At 54.3% G+C, this 14043-nt stretch carries 12 protein-coding genes and 1 tRNA gene; 11 read left to right on the top strand and 2 right to left on the bottom strand.

What is annotated here, in order from left to right:
• The first annotated feature begins 38 nt into the window (after positions 1-38).
• The 10 genes from hisJ (at position 39) to QMG93_RS26790 (ending at position 11748) form a co-directional block, all read left to right on the top strand.
• Positions 39-866 carry a histidinol-phosphatase HisJ gene (hisJ, locus tag QMG93_RS26835; protein ID WP_281942008.1) on the top strand — a complete coding sequence of 276 codons (828 nt, stop codon included), beginning with the start codon at positions 39-41 and terminating at the stop codon, positions 864-866.
• Positions 867-978: 112 nt separating this feature from the next.
• Complete coding sequence (locus QMG93_RS26830) at positions 979-1929, top strand: ribose-phosphate diphosphokinase (protein WP_281942006.1); 951 nt, start codon at positions 979-981, stop codon at positions 1927-1929.
• Positions 1930-2092: 163 nt separating this feature from the next.
• On the top strand, positions 2093-3841 hold the full coding sequence (locus QMG93_RS26825) for a tetratricopeptide repeat protein (protein ID WP_281942004.1): 1749 nt from the start codon (positions 2093-2095) through the stop codon (positions 3839-3841).
• Between the two features lie 35 nt (positions 3842-3876).
• A complete protein-coding gene (gene trxB / locus QMG93_RS26820) occupies positions 3877-4824 on the top strand; it encodes a thioredoxin-disulfide reductase (protein ID WP_108530374.1) in 948 nt (315 codons plus the stop codon).
• 251 nt (positions 4825-5075) lie between these two features.
• Positions 5076-6026, top strand: coding sequence for an ROK family glucokinase (locus QMG93_RS26815; RefSeq protein ID WP_253413650.1), 951 nt, complete (start codon positions 5076-5078; stop codon positions 6024-6026).
• Between the two features lie 317 nt (positions 6027-6343).
• Positions 6344-7243 carry an RNase adapter RapZ gene (gene rapZ / locus QMG93_RS26810; RefSeq protein WP_281942000.1) on the top strand — a complete coding sequence of 300 codons (900 nt, stop codon included), beginning with the start codon at positions 6344-6346 and terminating at the stop codon, positions 7241-7243.
• Positions 7240-8229: a gluconeogenesis factor YvcK family protein gene (locus QMG93_RS26805; RefSeq protein ID WP_281941998.1), complete on the top strand. Its 990-nt coding sequence runs from the start codon at positions 7240-7242 to the stop codon at positions 8227-8229. Before rapZ ends, QMG93_RS26805 begins: the two co-directional genes overlap by 4 nt.
• 5 nt (positions 8230-8234) lie before the next feature.
• The gene (gene whiA / locus QMG93_RS26800) at positions 8235-9164 is read left to right on the top strand and encodes a DNA-binding protein WhiA (RefSeq protein WP_281941996.1); all 930 of its coding nucleotides are present in this window, start codon (positions 8235-8237) and stop codon (positions 9162-9164) included.
• Between the two features lie 258 nt (positions 9165-9422).
• A complete protein-coding gene (locus tag QMG93_RS26795) occupies positions 9423-9692 on the top strand; it encodes an HPr family phosphocarrier protein (protein ID WP_010500412.1) in 270 nt (89 codons plus the stop codon).
• Positions 9693-9879: 187 nt separating this feature from the next.
• Positions 9880-11748, top strand: coding sequence for a stalk domain-containing protein (locus QMG93_RS26790; RefSeq protein WP_281941989.1), 1869 nt, complete (start codon positions 9880-9882; stop codon positions 11746-11748).
• 170 nt (positions 11749-11918) lie between these two features.
• Here the strand turns inward: QMG93_RS26790 and clpP are convergent, their stop codons facing one another.
• Both clpP and QMG93_RS26780 read right to left on the bottom strand, forming a co-directional pair.
• Positions 11919-12500, bottom strand: a complete 582-nt coding sequence (clpP, locus tag QMG93_RS26785; protein ID WP_054974995.1) for an ATP-dependent Clp endopeptidase proteolytic subunit ClpP — start codon at positions 12498-12500, stop codon at positions 11919-11921.
• A gap of 122 nt (positions 12501-12622) precedes the next feature.
• Positions 12623-12697, bottom strand: a tRNA-Arg gene (locus QMG93_RS26780).
• A gap of 309 nt (positions 12698-13006) precedes the next feature.
• On the opposite strand from QMG93_RS26780, the gene QMG93_RS26775 reads away from it, so the two are divergent.
• Complete coding sequence (locus QMG93_RS26775) at positions 13007-14035, top strand: sugar-binding transcriptional regulator (protein ID WP_281941986.1); 1029 nt, start codon at positions 13007-13009, stop codon at positions 14033-14035.
• Positions 14036-14043: the final 8 nt, after the last annotated feature.

The raw sequence follows: 14043 nt of genomic DNA, 5'->3' as shown, positions 1-14043 counted from the left end.
ATGCCGCCCTCCGTCGCCTAAAAGGAGAATTCACTCGAATGCGCATCGATTATCATACGCACCATGTGCGGTGCGGGCATGCGTCGGGAGAGCTGGAGGAGTACGTGCTGAAGGGCATTGAGATCGGACTGGACCAACTGGGGCTGTCCGATCACATGCCCTTGCTGCATGTGGACCCGGCCTCCTATTACCCGGGCATGGCCATGCCGATGGACGAACTGCCGAACTATGTGGAAGAAGCGCTGCGCTTGCAGCGGAAATACAAAGACCGGATCGATATCCGGGTCGGACTCGAAGGCGATTATATCGAAGGATACGAAGCGGAAATCGAGCGGATCATCAAAGCGTATCCGTGGGATTACGTGATCGGGTCCGTTCATTTTCTGGGCGAATGGGACATAACGGATTACCGGCAGACCGACGGCTGGAAGGAACGGGACGCCTACGAGGTTTATGTGCAATATTACGATGCGGTCTGTAAAGCGTGCCGGACCGGATTCTACGATTACATCGGGCACATCGATGTGATCAAGCGGTTCGGCTTCAAGCCGGAGCAAAGCGTGGAGCACTTGGAGCGTCAGGCGCTGGAAGCCGTCCGGGAGGCGGGAATGGCCATCGAGCTGAACGCATCGGGCCTGCGCATGCCGGTAGAGGAAATGTTCCCCAGCCTCCGTATGCTGGAGTACGCCCGCGGCCTGGGAATTCCTGTAACGCTCGGATCGGACGCGCACCAGCCGGACCGGCTCGCACAGTACCTTGACCAGGCGACCGACCTGCTGCAGCAGGCAGGATTTAACGAATTAGCCACATTTAAAAGCAGGAAACGCACCATGGTGCCTATTGGATTCGCTTCATTTCATGTATAATGGGGACGTGGGCATTTTAAATATTGTGTAAACCGGCCAACCGGAGCCTTTTAGAGAAGGTCCATCCATCGTCAAATGACCCATTGTAACATAAGCAAAAGCGGAGGTAACCATGTACAGCGACAAAATGAAGATTTTCTCGGGTTCGTCCAACCCGAAACTGGCGGAGCGCATATGCGAAGAGCTTAAAGTGCCGCTCGGCAAAATCAAGCTTTCCCGATTCAAGAGCGGGGAAATTTACTGTCTCTACGAAGAAAGCATTCGGAACTGCGACGTCTTTCTGGTGCAAACGTTCTCTCATCCGATCAACGAGAATTTCATGGAGCTTCTCGTCATGATGGATGCTGCCAAGCGGGCTTCGGCGAGAACGATCAATCTTGTCGTTCCTTACTATGGTTATTCCCGCCAAGAGCGCAAAGCCGCGCCTCGGGAACCGATCTCGGCCAAGCTGGTGGCGGACCTGCTGACGGCAGCGGGCGCGGACCGTGTCATCACGATCGATCTGCATGCCCCGGCGATTCAAGGCTTCTTCAACATCCCTGTGGACCATTTGACTGCGCTGGACTTGGTTAGCGATTACATTAAAAAGCTTAATATCCAAAACCCGATCATCGTATCCCCGGACGCGGGACGCGCGACGACAGCCGAGAAGATGGCGAACATTCTCGATGCGCCGTTTGCGATGATGATCAAGAAAAGACCGGCTCACAACGAAGCGGTCATTACGCATGTCATCGGTGACGTAGCCGGCCGCACGCCGATCATCATCGAGGATCTGATCGATACCGGCTCGACCATCGTCAACGTCGTGGAAGGCCTGAAGGAACGCGGAGCTAACGACGCTTATGTCTGTGCGACGCACCCGGTATTCTCCGGCCCGGCCTTGCAGCGACTGGATCATCCGAACATCAAGGAAGTCGTTATTACGGATTCCATCGCTATTCCGGACAACCATCCTGACCGATTCCGGGTGCTCTCCGTTGCCACTCTGCTTTCGGACGCGATCAACATTATCATGTCCGGCGGCTCGCTCAGCTCGCTGTTCAAATACGGCGGCGTATAATAATTATTACCACACGACTCCGGCTGTCGAAACCTTACGGTTTTGGGCCGGATTGTGTTATACTTAGGAATCATTATTACTCCGGCGATGTAGAAATGAAGCTCTGAAATGCACAGGCGGGTTTCTCATGTAATTCCGGACGGGTCATGGAGGTGCCTGAATTATGGAGAAGAAAAAACGTGTGCTGCCGAAACCCAGCACCAATGTCATACCGATGAAAATGGACGCCACGTTCTTTTTCGAAAAAGCCGTTCAGTCCTTGGACCGTTATCATTATGATAAGGCATTGAAATATTTTCGTCGTGCGGCCGAGTACGAGCCGGAAAACCCGGTCAATCACTGCAACTTGGCCGGTCTGCTGTCCGAGATGGGAAATTACGAGGAATCCAACCGCATTTTGCAGCACGTACTGGACCGGATCGATCCGACGATGACGGAATGCTACTTCTATATGGCGAACAATTTTGCCAACATGGAAAATTACGAATCGGCGGAAAAAGCGATCATTCATTACCTTGAGAACGATCCGACGGGGCAGTTTCTGGAAGAGTCCGAGGAAATGATGGAGCTGCTCAGTTTTGAGCTGGATCGCCCCACGAAGCTGTCGACGATCAAGAGCCGGGAAGGCTTGTTCGATCACGACAGGGCACGCTCGATGCTGGAGGAAGGAAAGTTCTCCGAAGCGGTTCGTCTCTTGGAAAATATCATCACCAAGCATACCGATTTTATGGCTGCGCGCAACAACTTGGCCTTGGCCTATTACTATATGGGGCATTTTGACAAGTCGGTCGACATGATCCGGCAGGTGCTGGAGATGGAGCCCGGTAATTTGCATGCACTCTGTAACCTGGCGATCTTCTACCAGCATTTCGGCGACCGGGAGAGTTTGGCAGAGTTGCTTGAAGTGCTGCGCAAAACGTACCCGTTCCATCAGGACCACGTATTTAAGCTGGCCACGACGATGGGGATTTTAAGCGAGCATGAGAAAGCGTTCCGTCTGTTCAAGCGGCTGTTGAAAACGGGCGAAGCGGGTCTCGACCCTTGCTTGTTCCATTACACCGCCGTAGCCGCTTATAATACGGGGCGGTACGAGGAAGCTCAGCGCCAGTGGAAACAGGCGGAGAAGTTCGATCCGGGCTCGGAAATCCCGAAATTCTATCTGAATTTGCTGGATAGGCACCGGGAGGAAACGAAAAAGCCTTCGGTCAGCTATCACTACCATCTGCCGTTCGAGGAACAATTTCGCGGGCTGGAGGGTGCCGAGGGCGGGCTGCCGGAGCATATGAAGCGTGATCCGCTTGTCCGGTCGTCGTTTTTCTGGGCGCTGCGTCACGGAGACGGAGATACGAAGCTGCAGGTGATTCAAGCGTTCGGGCTCATTGCGGACGACGAAGTGAAGGACGCGCTCACGGAATTTATTATGCTGCCGGACGAGGACGATTACTTGAAGCGGGTGGCGATCTTCGTGCTGCGCAGCATCGGGTTGAAGGAGCCGTTGACGGCCGTGCTAAACGGTAAGCGGACGACGGTCGAGCCGTCGCCGTTCTCCCCGGGGCTTCCCGTGTGGGAGAGCAAGTGGCAGGCCATCATGGAGACGGCGCTGCGGCATATGGCCCGGCGTTACGATATGGTACAGCAGTACGATTTGCAGACGCTTTGGGTAGAATATTTATCGCGGGTGTTTCCGAACGTGCCCAAGATAACCAAGATCGAAGGCTGGGCGGCCGCGCTTGAATATTTGACGGCGAAGATGCACCGGCGTCCGATCAGTTATCACGAGGCGGCGGAGCGTTACGGGGTATCGGTGGCGACGGTAAGTAAGAATGCGAAGCTGATCGACGATGCTTGCGGTTTAAAAGAGAAAATGGACGCCATTTTCAAAAAATTGACCGGCATGGAGTCTCAATCTTAATATAGAGAACAGAAGATGCGATAGGAGGAACCTCTATGTACAAATCGATCGTAATCGGAACCGGCCCGGCGGGACTCACGGCTGCCATTTATTTGGCCCGCGCCAACCTGAACCCGCTCGTCATCGAAGGACCGGAGCCGGGAGGACAATTGACGACGACCACTGAAGTTGAGAACTTCCCAGGGTTCCCCGAAGGAATCATGGGTCCGGAGCTCATGGACAACATGCGGAAGCAAGCGGAGCGTTTCGGCGCTGAGTTCAAAACCGGCTGGGTGAACAAGGTCGATCTGTCCAAGCGCCCGTTCAAGCTGAACGTGGAAGGCCTCGGCGATATCGAAGCCGAATCGCTCATCATCTCGACCGGCGCTTCGGCGAAGCTGCTCGGCATTACGAACGAGAAGGAGAGCATCGGCCGCGGCGTCAGCACTTGCGCAACGTGTGACGGCTTCTTCTTCCGCGGCAAGAAGATCATTGTCGTGGGCGGCGGCGACTCGGCGATGGAGGAAGCGAACTTTCTTACCCGTTTTGCGACGGAAGTACGTCTGGTGCACCGCAGAGACGAGCTGCGAGCCTCCAAAATCATGCAGGACCGCGCGCGCCAAAACGAGAAAATTACATGGAGCCTGAACCGCACGCCGCTGGAAGTCGTTTCCGGAGAGAAGGGTGTGACCGGCTTGAAGGTGAAAAACAACGAGACCGGCGAAGAGGAAATTATTGAAACCGACGGGATCTTTGTGGCGATTGGCCACAAGCCGAACACGGACTTCCTCGGCGGGCAAATCGTCACGGACGAAGTCGGGTACATTCTGGTCAAGCCGGGCACGTCCCTGACCAATGTCGAAGGCGTCTTTGCCTGCGGCGACGTGCAGGACAGCAAATACCGCCAGGCGATTACGGCGGCCGGCAGCGGCTGTATGGCGGCGCTTGACTGCGAGAAGTTCCTGGAAGGGCATATGGTACATGACTGGAGCAAGTCCCTGTAACAACGCCATTCAGGCGTGGAACCCTGCGTTCTGCGCCTTTTTCATGCTTAAAAAATAACGTTCCGTCTTAAGTTTCTGGGGGCGCTTTCCGCGATTAAATGGTCAGAAAGCGGGCATTGACACTTTCTCGACACACTCTTGGAGGAGTGCTCGGCTTCCTCTTGGCTAATCTTGACCTTCTAGGGAGGTTGGCTTATAGTTGGAACAGGAGCTTACAGATAACGGATAGGGTACGAGGTGATTCGACAGGTATGGGAGAACGTGTTTATGTAGGAGTCGATTTGGGAGGAACCGCGATTAAAGTCGGATTGTGCGACGAGCAGGGAAAGCTGCTGCAAACGTACGAAGGCCCGACCGGTACCGAACATGGCGCAGAGGTAGTGCTGGAAAATATCGCGCAGTATGTGCGTAAGCTGGTTGACGAATCTCCATACGAATGGGAGCAAGTCGCCGGCATCGGTGCGGGAATCGCCGGGTTCATGGATATTCCCGAAGGCTTCATCAAGCTGTCGCCCAACCTGGGCTGGCGCAACGTGCCGGTTAAGAAGATTCTGGAAGAGAAGCTTGGCAAAACGGTCAAAATTGACAACGACGCCAACGTCGCTGCGCTTGGAGAAGCATGGAGCGGCGCAGGCGCGGGCATTCCGAATGTCGTCTGCTATACGCTGGGCACCGGAGTAGGCGGCGGGGTCATTATCCACGGCCGTATTTACCAGGGCTACAACGGCATGGCTGGCGAGCTCGGCCACATGGTTGTCGTGCCGGACCTTGAGGCAATCGAATGCGGCTGCGGCAAGAAAGGCTGTCTGGAGACCGTATCGTCGGCGACAGGTATTATCCGCATGGCCAAAGAAGCCGTGGAGCGGGGCGAGCATACGTCTCTGGCGCTTGTCGAGAACATTATGGCGAAAGACGTGTTTGACGCTGCCAAAACGGGCGACGAAACGGCGCTGCGGATCATTAACCGCGCCGCGCTGTATCTCGGCAAATCGATGGCGGCGATTTCCGTCGTTCTGAACCCGCAGCGCTTTATCGTAGGCGGCGGCGTATCCAAGGCAGGCGACATCCTGTTCGATGCGATCCGCAAGTACTATAACGAGCATGCCCAGGAAACAGCCAAAGAAGGCGTGGACATCGTCCCTGCCGTTCTCGGCAACGATGCAGGCGTCGTCGGCGCAGCAGGCCTCAACCTGCACAGCTAAGGGCAGACAACCGACCTGCGCGGCTCATCAAGCCTGCGCATCGGTCTGGAAACCGTTGGAGCCCAGAAACCCGGGCTCGATTTTCACGTATAAACAACCGGCGCGATAAATTACAAAGCGCAACAGATAGATATATAGCGAAGGTCGGGTCTGCGTAAGCAGCAGGAAAGATACCGGAGAGTTTACGTGGTCCCTTTTAAATCGTGTTCCGACCATTTTATTATTATTCCAGGAACACGATTTGAACAGGACCCGGAGGTACTTTCCTGCTGCGACAGCGAAAAGACCCGAACGGAGCGTCCTCAGGAGGAGCAGCCATGGAAGATATGCAAACTCTCGGAAAGCTGGTCATCATTACGGGCATGTCCGGAGCCGGCAAGACGATTGCGGTGCAGAGCTTGGAAGACTTGGGCTTTTTTTGCGTGGATAACCTTCCTCCGGTGTTGATTCCCAAATTTGCCGAGCTGATCGAGCAGTCCAAAGGCCGGATCGGCAAAGTTGCGCTGGTCATCGACCTGCGGGGGAGAGAGTTTTTCACTTCGCTGTCCGAATCGCTGCGCTACTTGAGCGAGAACTATACGTTGACGCACGAGATTTTGTTCCTCGACGCGATGGATTCGACGCTGGTGCAGCGGTATAAAGAAAGCCGGCGCAAGCACCCGCTTGCTCCGACAGGAGCCCCGCTGGAAGGGATTCAGCAGGAGCGCAAGCTGCTGGAGGAGCTCAAGGGCCACGCTACGCAGGTGATCGATACATCGAGCCTGAAGCCGGCGCAGCTGAAGGAAAAAATCATATCCCGGTTCACCAACCTCGAAAACAGCGGCATTTCGATCAACGTCATCTCGTTCGGTTTCAAGTACGGCATTCCGATCGACGCCGATCTTATTTTTGACGTCCGCTTTTTGCCGAATCCGCACTATGTGGACAATTTGCGCCCCAACACCGGGCAGGACCCGGATGTGTACGATTACGTTATGAAGTGGACCGAAACGCAGGAATTTCTTGCGAAGCTGCTCGACATGCTCCACTTTCTCGTTCCCCAGTACAAGAAAGAAGGCAAAAGCCAGATCGTCATCGGCATCGGCTGTACGGGAGGTAAGCACCGTTCGGTGGCGATTGCCGAATATCTCGGTAAAATGATGGGCAATAGCGAAACGGAAGTCGTTCGGGTCAGCCACCGCGATTCCGAACGCGACCGGGTAGAGGTGAAGAAATGACGTTTGACCGGGAGAGGGAAACGTACATTCCGCGCATCGTCGTGATCGGCGGGGGAACCGGGCTATCGGTCATGCTCCGGGGGCTAAAGCATAAGCCTGTGGACATTACGGCGATTGTCACCGTAGCCGATGACGGGGGAAGTTCGGGCATCTTACGGTCGGAGCTGGAAATGATCCCGCCAGGCGACATCCGCAACGTCTTGTCTGCGCTGGCGGACGTAGAGCCGCTGCTCGGTCAACTGCTCGATTACCGTTTTGATAAAGGCAACGGATTGGCAGGCCACAGTTTGGGCAACCTAATGTTGGCAGCCATGTGCGACATTACCGGCGATTTCGTCACCGGCGTGCGCGAGCTAAGCCGGGTGCTGGCCGTGCGTGGGCGGGTTCTTCCGGCTTCCGATCACTCGATCGTGCTGCGGGCTCTGATGGAGGACGGCTCGATTGTCGAGGGCGAGTCCAATATCCCGAAGGCAAGAGGGGTGATCCGCCGGGTGTCCATCGAGCCGAAGGATGTTCGGGCGCTCCCCGAGGCGCTGGAGGCGCTGCGGGAGGCGGATGCGATTCTGGTTGGTCCGGGAAGCTTGTATACGAGCATTTTGCCCAATCTGCTGGTGCCGGAAATCGCGAAAACGATCATCGAGTCGAATGCGCTCAAAATTTTTATTTGCAACGTGATGACGCAGCCGGGCGAAACCGACGATTACAAGGTCAGCGACCATCTCAAAGCGGTGCGCGACCACGTCGGCAGCGACCTGTTTGATTACGTGATCGTGAACAACGGAGACATCCCGGAGCAGGTGCAGAGCAAGTATGCCGAACAGGGGGCCAAGATCGTTCCGCTCGATTTGGACGAAGTGACGAAGCAGGGCTATAAGGTCATTGCCGACCAGCTCGTTCTGTTTCGGACTTACCTGCGTCACGACGCCGAGAAGCTGAGTCAACATATTTATCAACTGGTGGAGAGCTGGATGTTCAAGAAGAGGTGATTCCCATGTCCTTCGCCGCCCAGACGAAAAAAGAACTGACCATGATGGAGTCGGAGCGCTGCTGCGAGAAAGCCGAGTTGTCCGCTCTCATCCGCATGAACGGGGCTGTGCAGTTGACCAGCCAGAAGATCGTCCTCGATATCTCGACGGAAAACGCCGCGATTGCCAGACGCATTTATTCGCTGCTCAAAAAATCGTTCAAAGTGCATACCGAGCTGCTCGTCCGCAAAAAAATGCGGCTCAAAAAAAACAACGTGTATATCGTGCGCGTGCCGAATCAAGTGCAGGACCTGTTGTCGGAGCTGCATATCGTCTCCGAAGGGTTTTTGTTCACTCCGGGCATCGAGCCGGAAATCATTAAACGCGACTGCTGCAAGCGCGCTTATTTGCGCGGAGCGTTCCTTGCGGGCGGCTCCGTGAACAATCCGGAGGGGTCGTCGTACCATCTGGAGATTTATTCGATGTACGAGGAGCACTGCCAATCTCTGGTGCGGCTGGCCAACGAGTTCGATCTGAATGCCAGATGCATCGAGCGGAAAAAGGGCTTCGTCCTGTACATGAAAGAAGGCGAGAGGATCATCGAGTTTCTAAGCCTGATCGGTGCTCACCAAGCGCTTCTCCGGTTCGAGGACGTCCGGATTATGAAGGATATGCGCAATTCCGTGAACCGTCTGGTCAACTGCGAAACCGCGAATCTGAACAAGACGATCGGCGCCGCCGTCCGGCAGATCGACAACATCCGGCTGCTGCAGAAAGAAGTGGGGCTCGATAACCTGCCCGACAAGCTTCGGGAAGTGGCCGAGATCCGGCTCAAGCATCCGGATATGAACCTCAAAGAGGTCGGCGATCTGCTGAAAGGCAAAGTCAGCAAATCCGGGGTGAACCACCGGCTGCGCAAGATCGATGAATTGGCTGAAAAGCTGCGGAAATCGTGAGTAGATTCGGCCAATTATAGATTTTTTGTGTAAATTTGCAATAATTCTAGTGCAAACTGCCGAAAAATGATATAATGTTTGAAAAATCGCTTTTTTAAAATCGGTTTCGGGTAGACTGTCTTCCAGATTGTGCTTCAATGCCGAAATCGTTGGTCAACCGTTTGTCTATGTCCTGTAGGACGATGTATTCGTTTACGCTGAGGGCGTTACGCCCTTCCTTATTTTAGGAATTTAAAGATTGTAGGGGGTATTGGTTGCATGTCGAGACGCCCAGTAGTCGTCAAGTTGAAAACAGGCCTTCACGCCAGACCGGCAGCGCTTTTCGTGCAGGAAGCGAATAAGTTTTCTTCGGAGATTTTTGTGGAGAAGGACGAGAAGAAGGTCAACGCCAAAAGTATTATGGGCATTATGAGTTTGGCTATCAGCACGGGAACCGAAGTTCACATAAGTGCAGAAGGTTCGGACGCCGAACAGGCTGTAAACGCTTTAGTCACATTGGTCAGCAAGGAAGAGCTGGAAAACCAATAAACCGCCACAGGGCTTCCGATCCGGAAGCTTTTTTCTTTGTGGCGTTCCTTATTTTGTCACATATGATACTTGTTCATAAAGCGCAACCTTTTTTGGGCTGATGCGTCTAATTTGACGTGTCTTTGAACCGGAAAAGGTTTTTTCTGTATCGGGCACCATTAGAAGTGCAGAAAGAGGAGTAGAGGGAATGAAGCCGTTGAAGAAAGAATGGGTCGTTCTGCTGGTAATGGCCATGCTGCTGTCGTTTGGCATTGCGCCACTGGCATCCGCCGCAGAGAAAGAAGCGCCGATGTCGCCTGCCCCAGGAAAAGAAGCGCCGGTGTCGTCCACCCCGGGGAAAGAGGCGTCGTCGACGTCGGCCTCAGAGAAAGAGGCGCCGATGTCGTCCGGAACCACCTATGTGCTGCTGTATATCGATAAGCCCGATGCCTTCTTGAATGGCAAGCAGGTGAAGCTGGATGCGCCTGCAACGATTCTGAAGGACAAGACGTTCGTGCCCGCCAAGTTTTTGGGCGATGCGTTCGGGATGAAGGTCGAATGGAACGATAAGACGCGCCAAATCGAAATGGTGACGCCGAGCCACAACATTACGATCGACATCGACAACAAGTCGGTATGGATTAACGGCTACTGGATGAAGTTCGACGACGTAGCCGCAATTGTGAACGGCCGCTTGATGATTAAGCTGACTTGGCTGGCCGATTACATGGGAGCGAAATATACGTACAACAACGAGCTGCGTCGCGTAGAAGTGCTGCATGTGAAGGCGCCGACGGGCATTTTCGATCCGAATCGGGGCAACTCGAATCCGGTAGCGAAATTTACGTTCGCCCAGCCGAGCTACAAGATCGGGGAACCGGTCAAATACGTGGATCTGAGCTATGACCCGGATGCGGAAGGTATTGCGCGGTATGAATGGACCGGCAATCAGGAAGCCTTTTTCACCCCGGGAACGTATCCGGTTACGTTGACCGTATGGGATATTCACGGCAATAAGAGCGAGACGTACACCCGGAATCTGGTCATCACCAACGAGACCTATCTGAGTGCGATCGAATATCCGATCTTCATGAAGCCGGTCGGATCGTTTATCAAGACCGACTGGAGCATGCTCTGGGGCGCGTTCTGGGAGCTGCCGCAGCTGCCGAAGACGGTGAGCGAGGACCGTTCGCGCAAGCTGCTTGTCAGCGACAGCCCGGAGACGTTCACGGAGCGAGGCGTTCTGTATCAGGATGAAGTGGAAGGCAAAGGTCGTCTGTACGCCGATCACATCAACGGAACGAAGGAAAAGCTCAGCATGGCGATTCTCGCCAAAAACTTGACAGACAAGCCGGTTACGATCAAAACGACGAACAAAGGCGAAGTTTGGCCTTCGGTGTATGCCAACTTGATCGGCAGCGAAGCGACGGTCGATTTTCTGATGAATGACCAGATCAACGAGACGATGACGATTCCGGCTCACCAAACGTTTATTTACAAGCAAATGCCGGACTTCTATCCGGATCAAGGCGTTAACTTGTTCTACGATGTCGAGACCGACGGGAAAGTGCAGTTCTCGTTCGTGGCCGACCGCGAAATTTCTCAAAATTCGCAGACTCTGCCGCTGCTTCCTTTTGAGGGGCATGTAAGAGGCTCCTTCCCGGTGTCCGAGATGACGTGGCAGATCGATGCTTCTTCCTTTACGAAGCCGTCACGGCTCTTGATTGGCGACGGAGTTACCGATCCGTTCCAGCCGGGATACGATCCGATGCGCAAGATGGAAGTGAAGAACGATGGCAACTACGGCGTTGTTTATAAGATTCATGCCGACAAGCCTCGGAAGATGGCCGTCATGATTTTGCCGAAAGGCGGCGTATACAAGGGACCGTTCAAAATTAACGGCGATATCCGTCTGGCTCCCGCATCCGGGGTGATGACGGCTTTCGACGGCATGCAGATTTTGGCCAAAACGACGGGTAAAGAAGATTCGCTCGATATCGAATTCAGTCCGCCGGCCGGCTCTGCGCTGCCGTTCGAACTGATCTTCTATCCGCTCGACGAACGTGCGGCGGAATAAAGGTAAATAACAAGGCCTTGCTCTTCAGCCGCCAATGCGGTTCGGAGCAAGGCCTTTTTTCTAATGCGGAGGACGCAAGTCGTTGCATACAAAAAAGCCCGGCCATTCGCACGGAGGCATGCAAGATGCGCCGTGGAATGGCCGGGCTTTTCGTGCTGACGGGATCAAGGTTATACGCGTTCGATAACTTTGTCGATCAAGCCGTAGTTTTGGGCTTCCTCTGCGGACATGAAGTTGTCGCGGTCGGTGTCTTTCTCGATGCGCTCGAACGATTGGCCCGTACGCTCGGCGAGAATCGTGTTCAGCTTGTCGCGCATTTTCAGGATGCGCTTCGCGCGAATCTCGATATCGCTAGCTTGGCCTTCGGCTCCGCCGAGCGGCTGGTGAATCATAACCTCGCTGTTCGGCAGCGCGAAACGTTTGCCTTTCGCTCCTGCGGCCAGCAGGAAGGCGCCCATCGATGCCGCCATGCCGACGCAGATCGTGGACACGTCCGGCTTGATGAACTGCATCGTGTCATAGATCGCCATCCCCGACGTAATGGAGCCGCCAGGGCTATTGATATACAAGCTGATGTCTTTATCCGGATCGGTTGCGGCCAGGAACAGCATTTGCGCGATAATCGAATTGGCTACAACATCGTTGATCGGACTTCCGAGAAAAATAATCCGGTCCTTGAGAAGACGCGAATAGATGTCATAAGCGCGTTCTCCTCTTGCATCCGGTTCGACGACCATTGGAATAAAACTCATCGGCTGCAGCCTCCTTTATATTCAAACTATAACCATCATATACGAAAAACAAACAAAGGTCAAGAAAGGTCAAACCAAGGAAATAAAAAAACCAGTTTTGAGCAAACTGATTGGTGTGTAAATGGCGCGCCCGCAAGGAATCGAACCTTGATCTCAGGCTCCGGAGGCCTACGTCATATCCATTGGACCACGGGCGCATATTCAATTTGGTGTGCTGTGTCTCATAAGTGACAGCAAAATTTATTATAAGCCATATGCCCAAGAAAAGCAACCTTTTGGTGATAAAAAAATTTTCCGACTTTAATTGCCGCAAGTATAGCGGCTCCGGATAGTGAACGGAATGTCGAATGGTGGCGAAGGCACTTGATGCGAAGGGAAGAATGGGTTATAATGGGGACACTAAGTGAAAACAACTTAGTACTTTTTTTAAAGTATGTGGGACTTAAAATGCAGCACCGGGACAAAAAACGTCCAATTAAGCTGCAATCTTAAGCGGGTGTGAATCCATGAGAGAAATCCTCGACATTCAAAAGCAGCTTTTGCCCGATCTGGTTGACACCATGAAGAAGCGATATACGATCTTGCATCACATCATGGTATCCGGCTTGGTGGGCCGTCGGACGCTGGCGATGTCGGTGGGAGCGACGGAGCGGGTGCTCCGCGCGGAAGTGGATTTTCTGAAGGAGCAGGGCTTGATCGAAGTCGAAGCTTCCGGCATGCGGATCAGCGGAGCGGGCAGGGAACTGCTGGAGCAGCTTGAACCGCTCGTCAAAGACTTGTTCGGTCTGACGGAGCTGGAAGAACGCATACGTTCGCACTTCGGCTTGAAGCAGGTGATCATCGTCCCCGGCGATTCGGACGTTTCTCCGCATACGAAGAAAGAGCTTGGCCGTGCCGGCGCCTCCGTCCTTCGGAAGCTGGTCGGCGAGGACGAGACCATTGCCGTAACCGGCGGCTCGACGATGGCTGAAGTAGCCTACCATCTGACGCCGGCGACTCCGATGAAGGGCTGCTGGTTCGTACCGGCCCGCGGCGGACTCGGAGAAAGCGTCGAGCTTCAGGCGAACACGATCGCCTCGACGATGGCGAAGAAAGCGGGCGGCCGCTACCGGCTGCTGCACGTGCCGGACCATCTCGGCGAAGAAGCGTATCAGTCGCTGATGCAGGACAGCCATATTGCCGAGATCATCACCTTCATCCGCGGTGCGCGGATTGTCGTTCACGGCATCGGAGAAGCTATGGTAATGGCCAGACGGCGCAAGGTGGACCCGGAGACGACCGAAAGTCTGCGACGTGACGGCGCGCTTGCGGAAGCGTTCGGGTACTATTTTGACCGGGACGGAAACATTTTGCACAAAATGCCGACCATCGGGCTCCGCATCGAAGACATTCACAGCATGGACCATGTGATCGGAATTGCCGGAGGCAAAAGCAAGGGCGAGTCGATCGCTTCGGTATTGAAGCACGGTCACGAGGACGTGCTGGTTACCGACGAGGCGGCTGCCTGGGAAGTTGTCAATCGTTTGCTATCTTGACGGGCTCT

This window comes from Paenibacillus tyrphae (assembly GCF_027925525.1).
GTDB lineage: Bacteria > Bacillota > Bacilli > Paenibacillales > NBRC-103111 > Paenibacillus_G > Paenibacillus_G tyrfis_B.
The sequence above is the reverse complement of the archived record's forward strand: the minus strand, read 5'-3'. Positions and strand labels throughout refer to the sequence as shown.

Bases quoted from the DNA above. Each gene is read 5' to 3' on its own strand.
- QMG93_RS26830 (WP_281942006.1), top strand. From the start codon at position 979: ATGTACAGCGACAAAATGAAGATTTTCTCGGGTTCGTCCAACCCGAAA.
- QMG93_RS26815 (WP_253413650.1), top strand. From the start codon at position 5,076: ATGGGAGAACGTGTTTATGTAGGAGTCGATTTGGGAGGAACCGCGATT.
- QMG93_RS26790 (WP_281941989.1), top strand. From the start codon at position 9,880: ATGAAGCCGTTGAAGAAAGAATGGGTCGTTCTGCTGGTAATGGCCATG.
- hisJ (WP_281942008.1), top strand. From the start codon at position 39: ATGCGCATCGATTATCATACGCACCATGTGCGGTGCGGGCATGCGTCG.
- clpP (WP_054974995.1), bottom strand. From the start codon at position 12,500: ATGAGTTTTATTCCAATGGTCGTCGAACCGGATGCAAGAGGAGAACGC.
- trxB (WP_108530374.1), top strand. From the start codon at position 3,877: ATGTACAAATCGATCGTAATCGGAACCGGCCCGGCGGGACTCACGGCT.
- rapZ (WP_281942000.1), top strand. From the start codon at position 6,344: ATGGAAGATATGCAAACTCTCGGAAAGCTGGTCATCATTACGGGCATG.
- QMG93_RS26795 (WP_010500412.1), top strand. From the start codon at position 9,423: ATGTCGAGACGCCCAGTAGTCGTCAAGTTGAAAACAGGCCTTCACGCC.
- whiA (WP_281941996.1), top strand. From the start codon at position 8,235: ATGTCCTTCGCCGCCCAGACGAAAAAAGAACTGACCATGATGGAGTCG.
- QMG93_RS26775 (WP_281941986.1), top strand. From the start codon at position 13,007: ATGAGAGAAATCCTCGACATTCAAAAGCAGCTTTTGCCCGATCTGGTT.
- QMG93_RS26805 (WP_281941998.1), top strand. From the start codon at position 7,240: ATGACGTTTGACCGGGAGAGGGAAACGTACATTCCGCGCATCGTCGTG.
- QMG93_RS26825 (WP_281942004.1), top strand. From the start codon at position 2,093: ATGGAGAAGAAAAAACGTGTGCTGCCGAAACCCAGCACCAATGTCATA.